We start from the raw sequence: 15,837 nt of genomic DNA, 5'->3' as shown, positions 1-15,837 counted from the left end.
ATCCGAGAAAGTCCCGGATGGTAACAAAAGCGTTCGAGGGCGTCAGCCGTCAAGTTCCGAGAAGCCTGTCAGGAAGTGCGGCCCAATGTAACGCTCGGGCAATTCAAACTCGTCGCGGTACTCGACCTGCACCAGGTACAGGCCGTACGGATGCGCCGTCACCCCGCCGGACCGGCGAATGCGGCTCTCCAGAACCTCTTTCATCCACTCCACCGGGCGCTCGCCGGCACCGATGGTCATCAGCACGCCAGCAATGTTGCGCACCATGTGGTGCAGGAAGGCGCTGGCGCGGATGTCCAGCACGATCATCTTGCCGTGGCGCGTGACACGCAGGTGATGCAGCTCCTTGATCGGCGACTTGGCCTGACATTGACCAGCGCGGAAAGCACTGAAATCGTGGGTGCCGACCAGGTACTGCGCCGCCTCGGCCATGCGCTCGACGTCCAGTGGACGGTGGTTCCAGGTGATTTCTTCGTTCAGGTGCGCCGGGCGGATCTGATCGTTGTAGATCACGTAGCGATAGCGCCGGGCAATCGCCTTGAACCGCGCATGAAAATGCGCCGGCATGACCTTGGCCCAGCTGACACTGACGTCGTGAGGCAAATTGATATTGGCGCCCATGACCCAGGCTTTCATCGAACGCTCGACCTGGGTATCGAAATGCACCACCTGACCGCACGCATGCACACCGGCATCCGTACGCCCGGCGCAGAGCAGCGACACCGGTGAATCGGCGACTTTGGACAAGGCCTTTTCGAGCGTTTCCTGCACGGTGAGTACGCCGGAAGCCTGGCGCTGCCAGCCGCGATAGCGCGAGCCTTTGTATTCAACGCCCAATGCGATCCGGAAAAAGCCGTCGGCCACCATTTCGGCGGCCGGATTATCTATATTTGCCAAGGAGTGACAGCCTGCTGATGTACGCAAAGGCGGGCATTATAAGGCCGCCGGACGGGGACGCCAGTACAACAGGCGGTACTGCGCTGAATGTGATTGCCTCATCGCGAGCAAGCTCGCTCCCACATTGGACCGGCGTTGCTCAAACTATTTGTGTTCGACGCCAATCCCTGTGGGAGCGAGCTTGCTCCGGGCGGCGTTCCGACGATAGCGGCCCGACAGACCCCATCACATCCCCGCTGAAACAAAAACGGCAGCCTCAATGGGCTGCCGTTTTGTTTACGCCTTACCGATCAATTAAGCCAGACGCGAAAGCATCTCCTTGGCTTCGCTCTTCTGACCTGCATCACCCTCGGTCACCACTTCATTGAGGATGTCCCGGGCGCCGTCGGCGTCACCCATGTCGATGTAGGCCTGGGCCAGATCGAGTTTGGTCGCGACTTCGTCAGTGCCGGAAAGGAAATCGAATTCCGGCTCATCAGCCGCGGAGGCCATGGCGTCTTCCGCCGTGAAGCTCGGCTCGCCAAGACTCTGGGACAGACGATCCAGCTCGGCGTTGACGTCATCCAGTTCGGCGGCAAACGCGTCCGGAGCGTCTGGCGCGTCCATTTCGTCAGCCAGCGACAGGTCGAAATCGGCTGGCAGCTCCAGATCGTCCAGCGCAACCTCGGGAACAGCCGGCGTTTCAGCGGCAGGTAAATCCAGGTCCTTGACGCCGTCATCCAGACTCAACAGGAAGTCGTCTTCGGCCAGGGTCGCCGGCGAGGCATCCCCACCGAGATCCATATCCAGGTCGAAGTCCGACAGGTCATCGAGGTTTTCCTTGATGTCGGTCTGCTGCTGCAACACCGACTCGAAGCTCAGGTCGTCGTCCAGCGGGAACTCGTCCAGCTCAGCCGCAGACACTGGCTCTGCTTCTGGTTCTGGTGCAACCACTGCCGCAGAGGCAGTTTCCAGATCATCCAGGCTCAAATCGAAGGCACTGTCGAGGTCATCGGACTCTGCCTCTGGTTTTGGTTCTGGTTCTGGTGCTACCACCGCCGGAGAGGCAGCTTCCAGTTCATCCAGGCTCAAATCGAAGGCACTGTCGAAGTCATCGGGCTCTGCCTCTGCTTCTGGCTCTGGCGCAACCACCGCCGGAGAGGCAGCTTCCAGATCATCCAGGCTCAAATCGAAGGCACTGTCGAAGTCATCGGGCACTGCCGGTGCCGGCGCTTCAGGCTCGTCCAGCAGCAAATCCTTGACGTATTGCGCGTCCAGTTCGGCAGCGATCGCAGCGGCTGCGATACCACCGGCTGCCGCAATGACCATGGCCGGGAAGCGGCTCTTGAGTTTTTCGACCTGAGCAAAGTTGTCACCGTTGGCAACCAGTTGGCGTTCCTGGGCAACGAATGCATCGCGGTCGCCTTGCTGACCGTAGACTTCCATCAGCTTGAGGCGCAGGTCACTGCGTTGCGGCTCTTGCTTGATCCCGTCTTCCAGCAAGGCAGCCGCCTGATTCAGACGACCGGCAGTGATGTGCGACTGCGCCTTGCTCAATACGTCGTCATCGCGCTCGGCAGCAGGCGATATCAATGGCGCAGCGATCGGCGGCGTTACCACAACCGGAGCAATTACCGGCGCTGGCGCGGGGGCCGGGGCTGGTGCAGGCGGTGGCGTCGGGGTTGGCGCGGTAGCGAGCTTCACGCTCGGCGGCGGCACGTCCAGGTCTTCGAAGATGCCTTTTGGCAGGTCGAGTTCAGCGGAAAACGCCTGTTCCTCGGCCAAGTCACGGGCCATGCGCAAATGCTTCTCGGCTTCTTGCTGGGCTTTGCGGCGACGCGCCAGCAACAGCAGCAGGAACAGCGCCACCACGGCACCGCCACCTGCCAGACCCAGTAGCCACGGATTGGTCAGCAGTTCTTTGAATTGCTGATCGTCGGATGCTGCCGGCGTCGGCTCGACAGGTTGCTCGACCGGAGCCGGAGTGGCCTTGGGCGCAGCAGCCTCAGGTGCAGTCGGAGCCGCGTCCGCAGGCGTTGTTGCCGCAGGATTGGCCGCCAGTTCGGCTGACATTGCCGGAGCAGTCGCACCTGGTGCCGGCGCACCCGCCGCGCCTTCAGCCTGCAACTTGGCCAGTTGATTGTTCTTCAGTTCGATCAAACGTTGCAGCTTGTCCAGCTGACTTTGCAGATCGGTCATGCGGCCTTTCAGTTCGGCGTTGTCACGACGGGTCGTGTCGAGGCTTTCCTGGGTCACGGCCAGCTTGTTGCTCAAATTCTTGGCATCACCCGCGGCGCCTTTGCCACCGGCCTTGCCGGACTCGGCAGAGACCAGGCTCAGTTTGTCTGTCGCCGTTTGCGACGACGGGCCTTCGCCGCGAGCGCGTTTGGTGGCATCGAGTTGCTGCTGTCCGGTCCCGGGCTTCGCCACGTAACGACGCCCCTGCCGCCACGCGGTGTTCTGCGCGGAGACTTCGGCAACGGCATTCGGTTGCGGCAGGCTGGCGCTCTGGGCCTGATCCGGCATACGCAGCACCTGACCGGCTTTCAACCGGTTGATGTTGCCATCGATAAAGGCATCCGGATTCAACGCCTGGATGGCCAGCATGGTTTGCTGGACCGAGCCGCCATTGCGCGCCTTCGCAGCGATTTCCCACAGGGTATCGCGCGGCGCGGTGGTGTATTGGGTTGGTTTGGTGCCACCGGTCACCGGTGCGGTGACGGTTTGCGTCGGTGCAGGCTGCGCGGCCGCATCAGCGGTTTGCGGCGAGAATTTGGACGGATCGAGCAGCACGCTGTAATCGCGCAGCAAACGACCGTTGGGCCACATCACCTGAACCAGGAATTTCACCATGGGTTCGGAGAGTGGCTTGCTGGATGTCACACGCAGGATGCTTTTGCCGCTGGCGTTGAGCACCGGGGTAAAGGTCAGGTCATTGAGAAACGCCTGGCGGTCGACACCGGCTTTGGCGAAATCTGCGGGCGAAGCCAGGCTCGGCACCACTTCAGCAGCGGTGAGGTCCTTGACGTCGAGCAACTCGATTTCCGCCACCAGGGGCTGGTTCAGCGTCGACTTCAGGGTCAATTCCCCGAGCCCGAGGGCATGCGCCATACCGGAGGACAGCGCCGAGGCGGCCGCTATTGCTAACACCAGTTTGCGAACTTGAACCATAGCCTCATCCTTTGTTTGAACATTCCTCGGCCAGCGAGAAGGTGTTGATAGTCGCTGCCGTAAGGCATTGCGCGCGGCGGCGAAGAGTCGTCGCACGCGATCATTTCATTCATGCCACGCAAAGCCCCGGAGGGAGCCCGCCTTCAGCAGTCCGCCCAAGCATAGCGCCCGGCCGGATTCATTCGACAAATTGTTGCCAAGTATCTTTTACAGCAGGTCTTTTATCAACAATTCAGCCACCTGCACAGCATTGAGCGCTGCGCCTTTGCGTACGTTATCTGACGTCAGCCACAAATTTAGTTCCGACAGGTCGTCGATACCGTTGCGAACCCGACCAACGTAGACCACGTCCTGCCCTACCGCATCGCCTACCGGCGTCGGGTAATCGCCGGCTTCCACCAGCTCGATACCGGGCGCGTCTTCCAGGGCGGCGTTGACTTTTGCCAGGTCGATGTCGCTCGATGACTGCAAGGTCACGTTAAAGCTATCGCCAAAAAACACCGGGGCTTGAATGCAAGTGACGGAAATCTTTAATAAAGGCAGCGCCATGACCTGACGCAGCTCGCGTACCAGGCGTTTTTCCAGCAGCGTGTGACCCTGATCATCTGGCTTGCCCACTTGCGCCAGCAGGTTGAAGGCCATCTGCCGATCAAAGAAGGTCGGCTCCAACGGACGCACATTGAGCAGCTCGGCCGTTTGCCGTGCCAGCTCGGTGACGGCTTCGCGACCCTGGGCGGAGACGGCCAGACTGGCGGTCAGATTGATGCGTTGCAGGTCGAGCAAACCGAGCAACGGCGCCAGCACGACCGCCAGTGTGGTGGCCGAAGGGCTTGGACTGCTGACCTGGAACGGTTTCTTCAAACCGGCCAGTACCTGCGCATTGGCTTCAGGCACGACTTGTGGCGCCTGATCAGCCGGCAAGGCACCGGACAGGTCGATCAGCGAGCAACCGGCCGCCGTGGCACGCGAAGCAAAACTCAGGGTTACCGCCGGGCCGGCCGCGAAGAACACCAGCTGGACTTTACTGAAGTCGAACTCATCGACTTCCCGCACCCGCACGTTCTTGCCGCGAAACGGCACCGAATGCCCGGCCGACTCGCTGCTGGCGAGCAGGTGCAGATTGCCGACCGGGAAGTTGCGCTCTTCGAGAATCTGCACGAGCGTTTCGCCGACAGTTCCGGTGGCGCCGATCACGGCAATATCAAAGGACTGGCTCATGGTTCTAACTCTGGCGAAACGGGGGGAGCGGCACTTTACCGGGTGGTTGGCAGTTCGGCAATTTAGAGCAAAAGATCGCAGCCTTCGGCAGCTACAGGATCGGGTTTGCACGCGGCCGATGTAGGAGCTGCCGAAGGCTGCGATCTTTTTGCAGGCGACGAACATACCAAAAGAAAAAACCCGCACCTCTTTCAAGGCACGGGTTCGTTCATTGCTTCAATCGATCAACGCTCAAGCAGGATCCGCAGCATGCGACGCAGCGGTTCGGCCGCGCCCCACAGCAGTTGGTCGCCGACGGTGAACGCGCCAACGTACTGCGTGCCCATGTTCAGCTTGCGCAGACGGCCAACCGGTACGTTCAGGGTGCCGGTGACTTTCGTCGGGCTCAGTTCCTGAATGCTGGCTTCGCGACTGTTCGGCACCAGTTTGACCCAAGGGTTGTGCTGGCTGATCAGCCCTTCGATGTCGGCGATCGGCACATCTTTGTTCAGTTTGATGGTCAGCGCCTGGCTGTGGCAGCGCATGGCGCCGATGCGCACGCAGATGCCATCGACCGGGATCGGGCTCTTGAAGCGACCGAGGATCTTGTTGGTCTCGGCCTGGGCCTTCCACTCTTCGCGGCTCTGACCGTTCGGCAGTTCCTTGTCGATCCACGGGATCAGGCTGCCGGCCAGCGGTACGCCGAAGTTTTCGGTCGGGTACGCGTCGCTGCGCATGGCTTCGGCCACACGGCGGTCGATGTCGAGGATCGCGCTGGCCGGGTCGGCCAGTTGATCGGCGACAGCGGCGTGGGTCGCGCCCATTTGCTTGATCAGTTCGCGCATGTTCTGCGCGCCGGCACCGGAGGCCGCCTGATAGGTCATGGCGCTCATCCACTCCACCAGACCGGCGTCAAACAGACCACCCAGGCCCATCAGCATCAGGCTGACGGTGCAGTTGCCGCCGATGTAGTTCTTGGTGCCCGCGTCGAGCTGCTGGTCGATGACCTTGCGGTTCACCGGGTCCAGCACGATCACCGCGTCATCCTGCATGCGCAGGCTGGAAGCGGCGTCGATCCAGTAACCCTGCCAGCCGGCTTCGCGCAGCTTCGGGAAGACTTCGCTGGTGTAGTCGCCACCCTGGCAGGTCAGAATCACGTCGAGGGTTTTCAGCTCATCAATGCTGTAAGCGTCCTTGAGCGGAGCAATGTCCTTGCCCACGGACGGGCCTTGGCCACCGACATTGGAAGTGGTGAAAAACACCGGCTCAATAAGATCGAAATCCTGCTCTTCCAGCATCCGCTGCATGAGCACGGAACCGACCATACCGCGCCAACCGATCAGACCTACACGTTTCATCGCAACTACACCTTCTTTAAAAAGTGGGCCGCTGCTTTCAAAGTGAAAGTTGCAGCGGGCCCGAGAGATTACAGATTCCGCAGCGCGGCGACTACTGCGTCGCCCATTTCCTGCGTACCGACTTTAGTGCAACCGGCCGACCAGATGTCGCCAGTACGCAGGCCTTGGTCCAATACCAGACTGACGGCCTTCTCGATCGCATCGGCCGCATCCTGCAGATTGAAGCTGTAACGCAGCATCATCGACACCGACAAAATGGTCGCCAACGGGTTGGCAATGCCTTTGCCAGCGATGTCCGGCGCCGAACCATGGCACGGCTCGTACATGCCTTTGTTGTTGGTATCCAGCGACGCCGACGGCAGCATGCCGATGGAACCGGTAAGCATCGACGCCTGGTCGGAAAGAATGTCGCCGAACAGGTTGTCAGTGACGATCACGTCGAATTGCTTCGGTGCACGCACCAGTTGCATGGCGGCGTTGTCGACGTACATGTGGCTCAGTTCGACTTCAGGGTAATCCTTGGCCACTTGCTCGACGATTTCACGCCACAGTTGGCTGGAGGCCAGCACGTTGGCCTTGTCCACCGAGCACAGCTTCTTGCCGCGCACCATGGCCATGTCAAAACCGACGCGGGCGATACGGCGGATTTCGCTTTCGCTGTACGGCAGCGTGTCGTAAGCCTGACGCTCGCCGTTTTCCAGGGTGCGGGTACCGCGTGGCGCGCCGAAGTAGATGCCGCCGGTCAGTTCACGGACGATCAGGATATCCAGGCCAGCCACGATTTCAGGCTTCAGGCTCGAAGCCTCGGCCAATTGCGGGTACAGGATCGCCGGACGCAGGTTGCCGAACAGGCCCAGTTGCGCACGAATTTTCAGCAGGCCGCGCTCAGGGCGGATGTCACGCTCGATGGTGTCCCATTTCGGGCCGCCCACGGCGCCCAGCAATACAGCGTCGGCTGCGCGCGCACGGGCCAGGGTTTCGTCGGCCAATGGCACGCCATGCTTGTCGATGGCGGCGCCGCCGATGACGTCGTGGCTCAGTTCGAAGTCCAGGCTGTACTTGTCGTTCGCCAGCTCCAGCACCTTGACCGCTTCGGCCATGATTTCCGGGCCAATACCGTCACCTGGGAGAATCAGAATCTGCTTGCTCATGCTTTCCTCATGTCATCAGTCGGCGCGCCCGTGGGCGCGCCCGGAAAAATTCTATCGCTCTGCCATCAGCACCAGCACATCGGTACTGAATGAACCATCGGCCTCAATCTCAAAATATTCGCGTACTTCGTTACCCATCGACTTCTGCAACTCGAGGATTGCCGCGCGCATCACCTCTGGTGTGCGCATGCGCTCGACCCACGAGGTGTACTCCAGACGCAGCCGTTGACGGGTGGTGCTACGGGTATGCAACCCCGCTTCGCTGACCTGACGCAACCACTCGCCGGCGGAATAATCGCGCACATGGCTGGTGTCGCGCAGCACTTCGACGCTTTGCAGGTAAGTGTCGAACAACGGACTGCCCGGTGACAACACGTCGATGAACGCCGCTACGCCGCCCGGTTTCAGCACCCGGCGAACCTCTCGCAGGGCCAAGCCGAGATCGCTCCAATGGTGCGCCGAATAACGGCTGAAGACGAAATCGAATTCGCCATCGGCGAACGGCAGGCGCTCGGCGGCGCCCAGCACGGTGGACACGTTGGTCAGACCGCGATCGACGGCGGCACCGGCCACCACGTCGAGCATCTGCTGCGACAAATCGTAGGCCACCACTTCCTTGACCAGCGAGGCTACGTGAAAACTCACGTGACCGGCGCCGCAGCCCAGGTCCAGCACACGGGCATCGCCCTGCCCTGCCAGTTCGGCCTGTAGCAGCGCGAATTCGGTGCCCTGAGCGTGTACGGCGCTGCTCAGATAGGCCGAGGCCTGTTCACCGAATTGCTTTTGTACGACTTGGCTGTGCTGGGCAGTGCTGGTCATATGGACTTCCTTTTTGGGGTTGAGCCTTGTGGTGCCTGGGCTGCCGTCTTCGCGAGCAAGCCCGCTCCCACAGGGTCTGTGAACAACGCAAATCCAATGTGGGAGCGGGCTTGCTCGCGAAGAGGCCGGTACTGCTTACATCAATTCCGGATCAATCAAACGTCGCGAAACAACCACGGCTGGCTCGCACGGTGTTTGGCTTCAAACGCCGCAATCGCTTCGTGGTCCTGCAAGGTCAGGCCGATGTCGTCCAGGCCGTTGACCAGGCAATGCTTGCGGAACTCGTCAAGCTCAAAGCTGTAGACCTTGCCGTCAGGCCGGGTCACGGTCTGGGCTTGCAGGTCGATCTTCAACTCGTAGCCAGGATTCGCCTCGACTTGCTGGAACAACTCATCCACTTCAGCGTCGCTCAAGATGATCGGCAGCAAGCCGTTCTTGAAGCTGTTGTTGTAGAAGATGTCGGCGTAGCTCGGCGCGATGATGCTGCGAAAACCGTACTCTTCCAGCGCCCACGGCGCATGTTCACGGCTGGAGCCGCAACCGAAGTTCTCGCGGGCCAGCAGCACGCTGGCGCCTTGATAACGCTCGGCGTTGAGCACGAAATCCTTGTTCAGCGGACGCTTGGAGTTGTCCTGGTAGGCATAGCCCACGTCCAGGTAGCGCCATTCGTCGAACAGGTTCGGACCAAAACCGGTGCGCTTGATCGACTTCAAGAACTGCTTCGGAATGATCTGGTCGGTGTCGACATTGGCACGGTCCAATGGCGCGACCAAACCGGTGTGTTGGGTAAAAGCTCTCATGTGCGGTTCCTCAGATCAGTTCGCGAACGTCGATGAAACGACCGTGGACGGCAGCCGCTGCGGCCATGGCCGGGCTGACCAGGTGCGTACGGCCACCGGCGCCCTGACGCCCTTCGAAGTTGCGGTTGGAGGTCGAGGCGCAATGCTCGCCCGACTCCAAACGGTCCGGGTTCATCGCCAGGCACATCGAGCAACCCGGTTCACGCCACTCGAAACCGGCTTCGAGGAAAATCTTGTCCAGGCCTTCGGCCTCGGCTTGCGCCTTCACCAGGCCCGAGCCCGGCACCACGATGGCTTGCTTGATGGTCGAAGCGACTTTACGGCCCTTGGCGATCACCGCCGCAGCGCGCAAGTCTTCGATCCGCGAGTTGGTGCAGGAACCAATGAAGACGCGGTCCAGTTGAATGTCGGTGATCGCCTGATTGGCGCTCAAACCCATGTATTTCAAGGCGCGCTCGATGGAACCGCGTTTGACCAGGTCCATTTCCTTCGCCGGGTCCGGCACGTTTTGATCAACCGCCAGGACCATCTCGGGCGAAGTGCCCCAGCTGACTTGCGGCTTGATCTGAGTAGCGTCGAGCTCGACGACGGTGTCGAACACCGCATCGGTGTCGGACACCAGGTCTTTCCAGGCTTCGACCGCCATGTCCCATTCCGCGCCTTTCGGGGCAAATGGACGGCCCTTGACGTAAGCCACCGTTTTTTCGTCGGCAGCCACCAGGCCAACGCGAGCGCCAGCTTCAATGGACATGTTGCAGATGGTCATGCGGCCTTCAACGGACAAGTCGCGAATGGCGCTGCCGGCGAACTCGATGGCGTGGCCGTTACCGCCGGCGGTGCCGATCTTGCCGATCACCGCGAGCACGATGTCCTTGGCGGTCACCCCGAACGGCAACTTGCCCTCGACCGACACCAGCATGTTTTTCATTTTCTTGGCGACCAGGCACTGCGTGGCGAACACGTGCTCGACCTCGGAAGTCCCGATGCCGTGGGCCAATGCGCCAAACGCGCCGTGGGTCGAGGTGTGCGAGTCGCCGCAGACCACGGTCATCCCCGGCAAGGTGGCACCCTGCTCCGGACCGATCACGTGAACGATGCCCTGACGCACGTCATTCATTTTGAATTCAGTGATGCCGTATTCGTCGCAGTAGTCATCGAGGGTCTGAACCTGCAAGCGCGAGACCTGGTCGGTAATCGCTTCGATGCCGCCCTTGCGATCCGGCGTGGTCGGTACGTTGTGGTCCGGGGTGGCGATGATCGAGTCGACGCGCCAAGGCTTGCGCCCGGCCAGACGCAGGCCTTCGAAAGCTTGGGGCGAAGTCACCTCATGGATGATGTGGCGGTCGATATAGATCAGCGACGACCCATCGTCGCGCCGTTTCACTTCATGGGAATCCCAAAGCTTGTCGTAAAGCGTTTTGCCGGCCATCAGACGGTCCTCATCAGCGTGTTTCTATGCCGGAGAGGTCTGTGTAGCGAGTTTTGTTAGTCAACTTCGGCGCCAGTAGCCCATATCCTGCGTTGCTGCTCCTCGCCATAGCGCGCTATGACTCATCGCAGCGCCTTGGCTATGGACTTCTGGCATCCGAATTTGAACTAACAAACTCGCCACACAGACCTCTGGGTCTTGAGAGATTCAATAACCCCTTGGCTTGTGAGGTCGATCCTAGGGGGTTACATTAAATAACTCAAATTCATATTTTTTATGCTTTGGATAACCAACTGGAATACCGCAATGGACCTCGCCAACCTCAATGCTTTTATCGCGATTGCCGAGACCGGTAGCTTCTCCGGCGCTGGTGAACGGCTGCACCTGACGCAACCGGCCATCAGCAAGCGTATTGCCGGGCTGGAACAGCAATTGAAGGTGCGCCTGTTCGATCGCCTGGGCCGTGAAGTCAGCCTGACCGAGGCCGGACGCGCCTTGCTGCCGCGGGCCTATCAGATTCTGAATGTGCTGGATGACACCCGCCGCGCCCTGACCAACCTGACTGGCGAAGTGAGCGGCCGCCTGACGCTGGCCACCAGCCACCACATCGGCCTGCACCGCCTGCCCCCCTTATTAAGGGAGTTCACCCGACGTTACCCGCAAGTGGCGCTGGATATTCAGTTCCTCGATTCGGAAGTGGCCTATGAAGAAATCCTCCATGGCCGCGCTGAACTCGCGGTCATCACCCTGGCGCCGGAGCCCCACGCACTGGTCAAGGCCACGCCGGTGTGGGACGACCCGCTGGACTTCGTGGTCGCCCCGGAGCACTCGCTGATCAGCCACGGCCCGGTCAGCCTGGCGGACATTGCCCTGCACCCGGCGGTATTCCCCGGCGGCAACACGTTTACTCACCATATCGTCCGGCGCCTGTTCGAAGCTCAAGGCCTGACGCCGAACATCGCCATGAGTACGAATTATCTGGAAACCATCAAGATGATGGTCTCGATCGGCCTGGCCTGGAGCGTGTTGCCACGCACCATGCTTGATGATCAGGTTGCGCGAATACCTTTACCGGGCATACAACTGACTCGCCAGCTAGGCTATATCCTGCACACAGAGCGGACGCTGTCGAATGCGGCACGGGCCTTCATGGCCTTGCTGGATGCGCAAATCGATCTGCCAGGGACTCTCGGCTAAGCTGTGCTACTTCTATAGAGCCTCGAGTCACTGAACCTGACACCTCACTCAGCCAAGGCTTGCCAATGCCGAAATCTGTTGACCGTATTCCGCCGATGCCGCGTATACAGGCGCTTGACCCAAAACGGTCCGAGCAGAGCTGGGAAAGCGCCCCACAATTGCTGGCCGCCCTCAACGGTGCACGTTTGGGCGCCTGGTATTGGGACATCGAGCGCGGGCAGATCAGTTGGTCGCGGGGCACTCAGGCATTGTTCGGCTTCGATCCCCGGCAACCGCTGCCGGCGGATCTGGAATACCTCGACTTGCTGCCGCCAGAGGATCGGGCGAAAACCATTCGCGCCTTCGACGCGGTGATCGCCGGCGCCCCGCTCGAACAGGCGATGCATCACCGCATCCGCTGGCCCGACGGCAGCCTGCACTGGCTGGAGATCAACGGCAGTCTGCTGCCGGACAAACACGGTCGACCACGCATGATTGGCGTCATCCGTGAAATCACCCACCAGCGCCAGCGCGAACAGGCGTTGAGCAGCTCGGAAAAACGCTTCGCCACACTGTTCCACCTGTGTCCGAACATGGTGCTGCTGACTCGCCAGGAAGACGGCCTGATTAGCGAAGCCAACCAGTATTTCGAAAGCCTGTTTGGCTGGCCAGTGCAGAACGCTATTGGTCGCACCACCCTGGAACTGGGCCTCTGGGTGCATCCAGAGCAACGGGCGCAACTCGTCAAAGCCACCAAGGCCAAGGGCGAACTGATCAGCATGGAGGTGCAGTTTCGCGCCAGCAACGGCCAGATCCACGACGGCATCCTCAGCGCGCAAAAGGTCGAGCTCGAAGGCCAGCCTTATCTGCTGAGTACGTTCCTTGACACCACCGAACGCAAAGCCGCCGAACATGCCCTGAAAGACAGCCAGGAGCGCCTCGACCTGGCACTGGATTCAGCGCAACTCGGCACGTGGGACTGGCACATTCCCAGTGGCATGCTGTACGGCTCGGCTCGCGCCGCCCAGCTGCACGGCCTGGACCCCATACCTTTCCATGAATCCTTCGACGAGTTTTTCGAAGGCGTGCCCGGAGAAGAGCGCGGCACCATGCGCGACGCCTATCGCAGCCTGCGAGAAGGCCCTGCCGGCAATTATCAACTGACCTACCGCGTGCAACTGCCGGACGGCAGCTCGCGCTACCTGGAAAGCCGCGCCCGACTCTATCGCGATGAAAACGGTGTCCCGCTACGCATGGCCGGCACGCTGCTTGACATCACCGATCAGGTCGAGCGGGAGCAGCTGCTGGTGGCGTCTGAAGAGAAGTTCGCCACCCTGTTCCAGGTCAGCCCGGACCCGATTTGCGTGACCCGTCAGGACACCGGCCAATTCATCGAGATCAACTCCAGCTTCACCCAGACCTTCGGCTGGAGCGCCGCCGACGTGATTGGCCGCGCCGCCGACGAAATCGGTCTATGGGACACTTCGGCGCAAAGCCTGCGACGGATCGAGCAGGTCATCCGCGAACAGGGTCTGAACAACGTGGCGATCCTCGTTCAGCACAAAGACGGGCAAGCCCTGACCTGCGTGATTTCCAGCCGCCAGATCAGCGTCGGTGACCAGCCGTGCATCGTCACCTCCCTGCGCGATATCACTCAGCAGCAACGTTCGGAAGCCGCTCTCAAGGCCAGCGAAGAGAAGTTCGCCAAGGCCTTCCACTCCAGCCCCGACGCCATCACCATCACCGAGCGCGACACCGGGCGTTATCTGGAGGTTAACGATGGCTTTTGCCGCCTGACCGGCTACCGCGCCGATGAAGTGGTCGGTCGCACGGTGTATCAGGTCGGCATCTGGGCCGAGGAAAAACAACGTTCGGCGCTGCTCGCCGAACTCCAGATCAAGGGCCGGGTGCATCACCAGGAAATGCTCGGGCGCAATAAACGCGGCGAGTTGCTGACCGTCGAAGTCTCGGTAGAGCCGATTACCCTCAACGAAACCGCCTGCCTGCTGCTGACCGCGCGGGACGTCAGCCTGCTGAAAAACGCTGAAGCGCAGATTCGCCACCTGGCCTACCACGACCCGCTGACCAACCTGCCCAACCGCGCCCTGCTGATGGATCGCCTGAGTCAGCAGATTGCCCTGCTCAAGCGCCACAACCTGCGCGGCGCCCTGATGTTTCTCGATCTTGATCACTTCAAGCACATCAATGATTCGCTCGGTCATCCGGTGGGCGATACCGTGCTGAAAATCATCACCGCGCGCCTCGAAGCCAGCGTGCGCATGGAAGACACCGTCGCGCGTTTGGGCGGTGACGAATTCGTGGTACTGCTCAGCGGGCTCGAAGGCTCGCGCAACGAGGTCAGCGAGCAAGTCCTGCAACTGGCGGACACCTTGCGTGAACTGCTGTCGGAGCCGATGTTCCTCGACGGGCAACGCCTGCAAGTGACCCCGAGCATCGGCATCGCGCTGATTCCCGATCACGGCTCGACCCCGACCGACCTGCTCAAACGCGCCGACATCGCCCTCTACCGGGCCAAGGATTCGGGCCGCAACACCGCGCAGATGTACCACAACACCATGCAGAAGGCGGCGAGCGAACGCCTGCGCATGGAAACCGACCTGCGCCTGGCCCTTTCCCGGGGTGAGTTCCGCGTGCACTACCAGCCTCAGGTGGACGCCCGGAACGACCGTATCGTCGGTGCCGAAGCGCTGGTGCGCTGGAATCACCCGGAACTCGGCGCGCAATCGCCCACCGAGTTCATCAAGGTGCTGGAGGACAGCGGACTGATTCTGGAAGTTGGCACCTGGATTGTCGACGAGGCCTGCAGCGCCTTCAAACAGCTGATCGCCAAAGGCCTGGTCGATCCGCTGGACTTCAGCCTGTGCGTCAACATCAGCCCACGGCAATTTCGCCAAAACGACTTCGTCGAACGCATCGAACACAGCCTCGTCAGCCACGGTCTGCCCTGCTCACTGCTGAAACTGGAAATCACCGAAGGCATCGTGATCCAGAACCTGGAAGACACCATCAACAAAATGCGTAGCCTGAAAAAACTCGGCGTGAGTTTCGCCATGGACGATTTCGGCACCGGTTATTCCTCGCTGACCTACCTCAAGCGTCTGCCGGTCGACACCCTGAAAATCGACCAATCGTTCATTCGCGACGCCACCACCGACCCCAACGACGCCGAGATCATCCGCGCCATCGTTGCCATGGCCCGCAGCCTGGAATTGAAAGTGATTGCCGAAGGGGTAGAGACACCGGAGCAGCTGGAATTTTTGCAGGGGCTGGGCTGTCATTTCTATCAGGGGTATTTGCACAGCCCGCCGCTGCCGGTGGAGGATTTTCAGAAGTTGCTCAAGTGAGCGCGGCGCACCTGCAATTTTTGCAGCTGCCTTGTGGCGAGGGGATTTATCCCTGTTCGGCTGCGGAGCAGTCGTAAAACTGTATGTGCGGTCTCCCTGAAACACCGCATCGCCTGATTTCACGACTGCTTCGCAGCCGAACGCAGGCTCGGCAGCTGCTACACAGCATGCGCAATGCTTGAAATCATCTGGATGACGGATCGAGTAGGAGGCGGCTTTACAGCCGCCGTCCTCTCACACCACCGTACGTACGGATCCGTATACGGCGGTTCAAGCTATGCGGCTAAGCCGGTTTATCGTATCCAGTACCGAAACTAACCCAAGCTGACCCCATAGTTTCTTCGGCAGCGCCTGATTCATATGAGATGCGCCTGAGCTCCACCATGGGCCTCGGCCATTGAAGGCTGATTTGCAGGCGCGAGCTTCGCTAAGCCCCAGGCGCATCAAGTTACGTGCCCTCGTTGAGGGCCGCTTCCATTGTCGCCAGACGACGCA

The 15,837-nt window shown here is 60.7% G+C and carries 10 protein-coding genes and 1 pseudogene; 2 read left to right on the top strand and 9 right to left on the bottom strand.

The window, feature by feature from the left end; all coding sequences use genetic code 11:
• Positions 1-42: 42 nt before the first annotated feature.
• From truA to leuC, 8 genes are all read right to left on the bottom strand, one after another.
• Positions 43-867 (bottom strand): tRNA pseudouridine(38-40) synthase TruA, encoded by an 825-nt coding sequence (gene truA / locus CUN63_RS23795; protein WP_046047735.1) that lies wholly within the window; start codon positions 865-867, stop codon positions 43-45.
• A 324-nt stretch (positions 868-1,191) separates the two neighbouring features.
• A complete protein-coding gene (locus CUN63_RS23790; RefSeq protein ID WP_129443018.1) occupies positions 1,192-4,047 on the bottom strand; it encodes a FimV/HubP family polar landmark protein in 2,856 nt (951 codons plus the stop codon).
• Between the two features lie 207 nt (positions 4,048-4,254).
• Entirely contained in the window at positions 4,255-5,265 is a 1,011-nt protein-coding gene (locus CUN63_RS23785; protein WP_129443016.1) for an aspartate-semialdehyde dehydrogenase, read from the bottom strand.
• A gap of 224 nt (positions 5,266-5,489) precedes the next feature.
• A complete protein-coding gene (gene asd / locus CUN63_RS23780) occupies positions 5,490-6,602 on the bottom strand; it encodes an aspartate-semialdehyde dehydrogenase (protein WP_129443014.1) in 1,113 nt (370 codons plus the stop codon).
• A 68-nt stretch (positions 6,603-6,670) separates the two neighbouring features.
• Positions 6,671-7,753: a 3-isopropylmalate dehydrogenase gene (gene leuB / locus CUN63_RS23775; RefSeq protein ID WP_129443012.1), complete on the bottom strand. Its 1,083-nt coding sequence runs from the start codon at positions 7,751-7,753 to the stop codon at positions 6,671-6,673.
• A gap of 51 nt (positions 7,754-7,804) precedes the next feature.
• The gene (locus tag CUN63_RS23770) at positions 7,805-8,572 is read right to left on the bottom strand and encodes a class I SAM-dependent methyltransferase (protein WP_129443010.1); all 768 of its coding nucleotides are present in this window, start codon (positions 8,570-8,572) and stop codon (positions 7,805-7,807) included.
• A 155-nt stretch (positions 8,573-8,727) separates the two neighbouring features.
• Positions 8,728-9,372, bottom strand: coding sequence for a 3-isopropylmalate dehydratase small subunit (gene leuD / locus CUN63_RS23765; RefSeq protein ID WP_129443008.1), 645 nt, complete (start codon positions 9,370-9,372; stop codon positions 8,728-8,730).
• A 10-nt stretch (positions 9,373-9,382) separates the two neighbouring features.
• On the bottom strand, positions 9,383-10,801 hold the full coding sequence (gene leuC / locus CUN63_RS23760; protein ID WP_129443006.1) for a 3-isopropylmalate dehydratase large subunit: 1,419 nt from the start codon (positions 10,799-10,801) through the stop codon (positions 9,383-9,385).
• 306 nt (positions 10,802-11,107) lie between these two features.
• Here leuC and CUN63_RS23755 point away from each other — a divergent pair, with 306 nt between their 5' ends.
• Both CUN63_RS23755 and CUN63_RS23750 read left to right on the top strand, forming a co-directional pair.
• On the top strand, positions 11,108-11,998 hold the full coding sequence (locus CUN63_RS23755; RefSeq protein WP_111450539.1) for a LysR family transcriptional regulator: 891 nt from the start codon (positions 11,108-11,110) through the stop codon (positions 11,996-11,998).
• Between the two features lie 65 nt (positions 11,999-12,063).
• On the top strand, positions 12,064-15,342 hold the full coding sequence (locus CUN63_RS23750; RefSeq protein WP_129443005.1) for an EAL domain-containing protein: 3,279 nt from the start codon (positions 12,064-12,066) through the stop codon (positions 15,340-15,342).
• 270 nt (positions 15,343-15,612) lie between these two features.
• On the opposite strand, the pseudogene CUN63_RS32360 reads toward CUN63_RS23750, so the two are convergent.
• Positions 15,613-15,837: pseudogene (locus CUN63_RS32360) on the bottom strand (group II intron reverse transcriptase/maturase); the annotation flags it as partial.

The organism is Pseudomonas sp. ACM7, assembly GCF_004136015.1.
GTDB lineage: Bacteria > Pseudomonadota > Gammaproteobacteria > Pseudomonadales > Pseudomonadaceae > Aquipseudomonas > Aquipseudomonas frigoris.
This window is presented reverse-complemented; position numbering and strand designations above follow the sequence as displayed.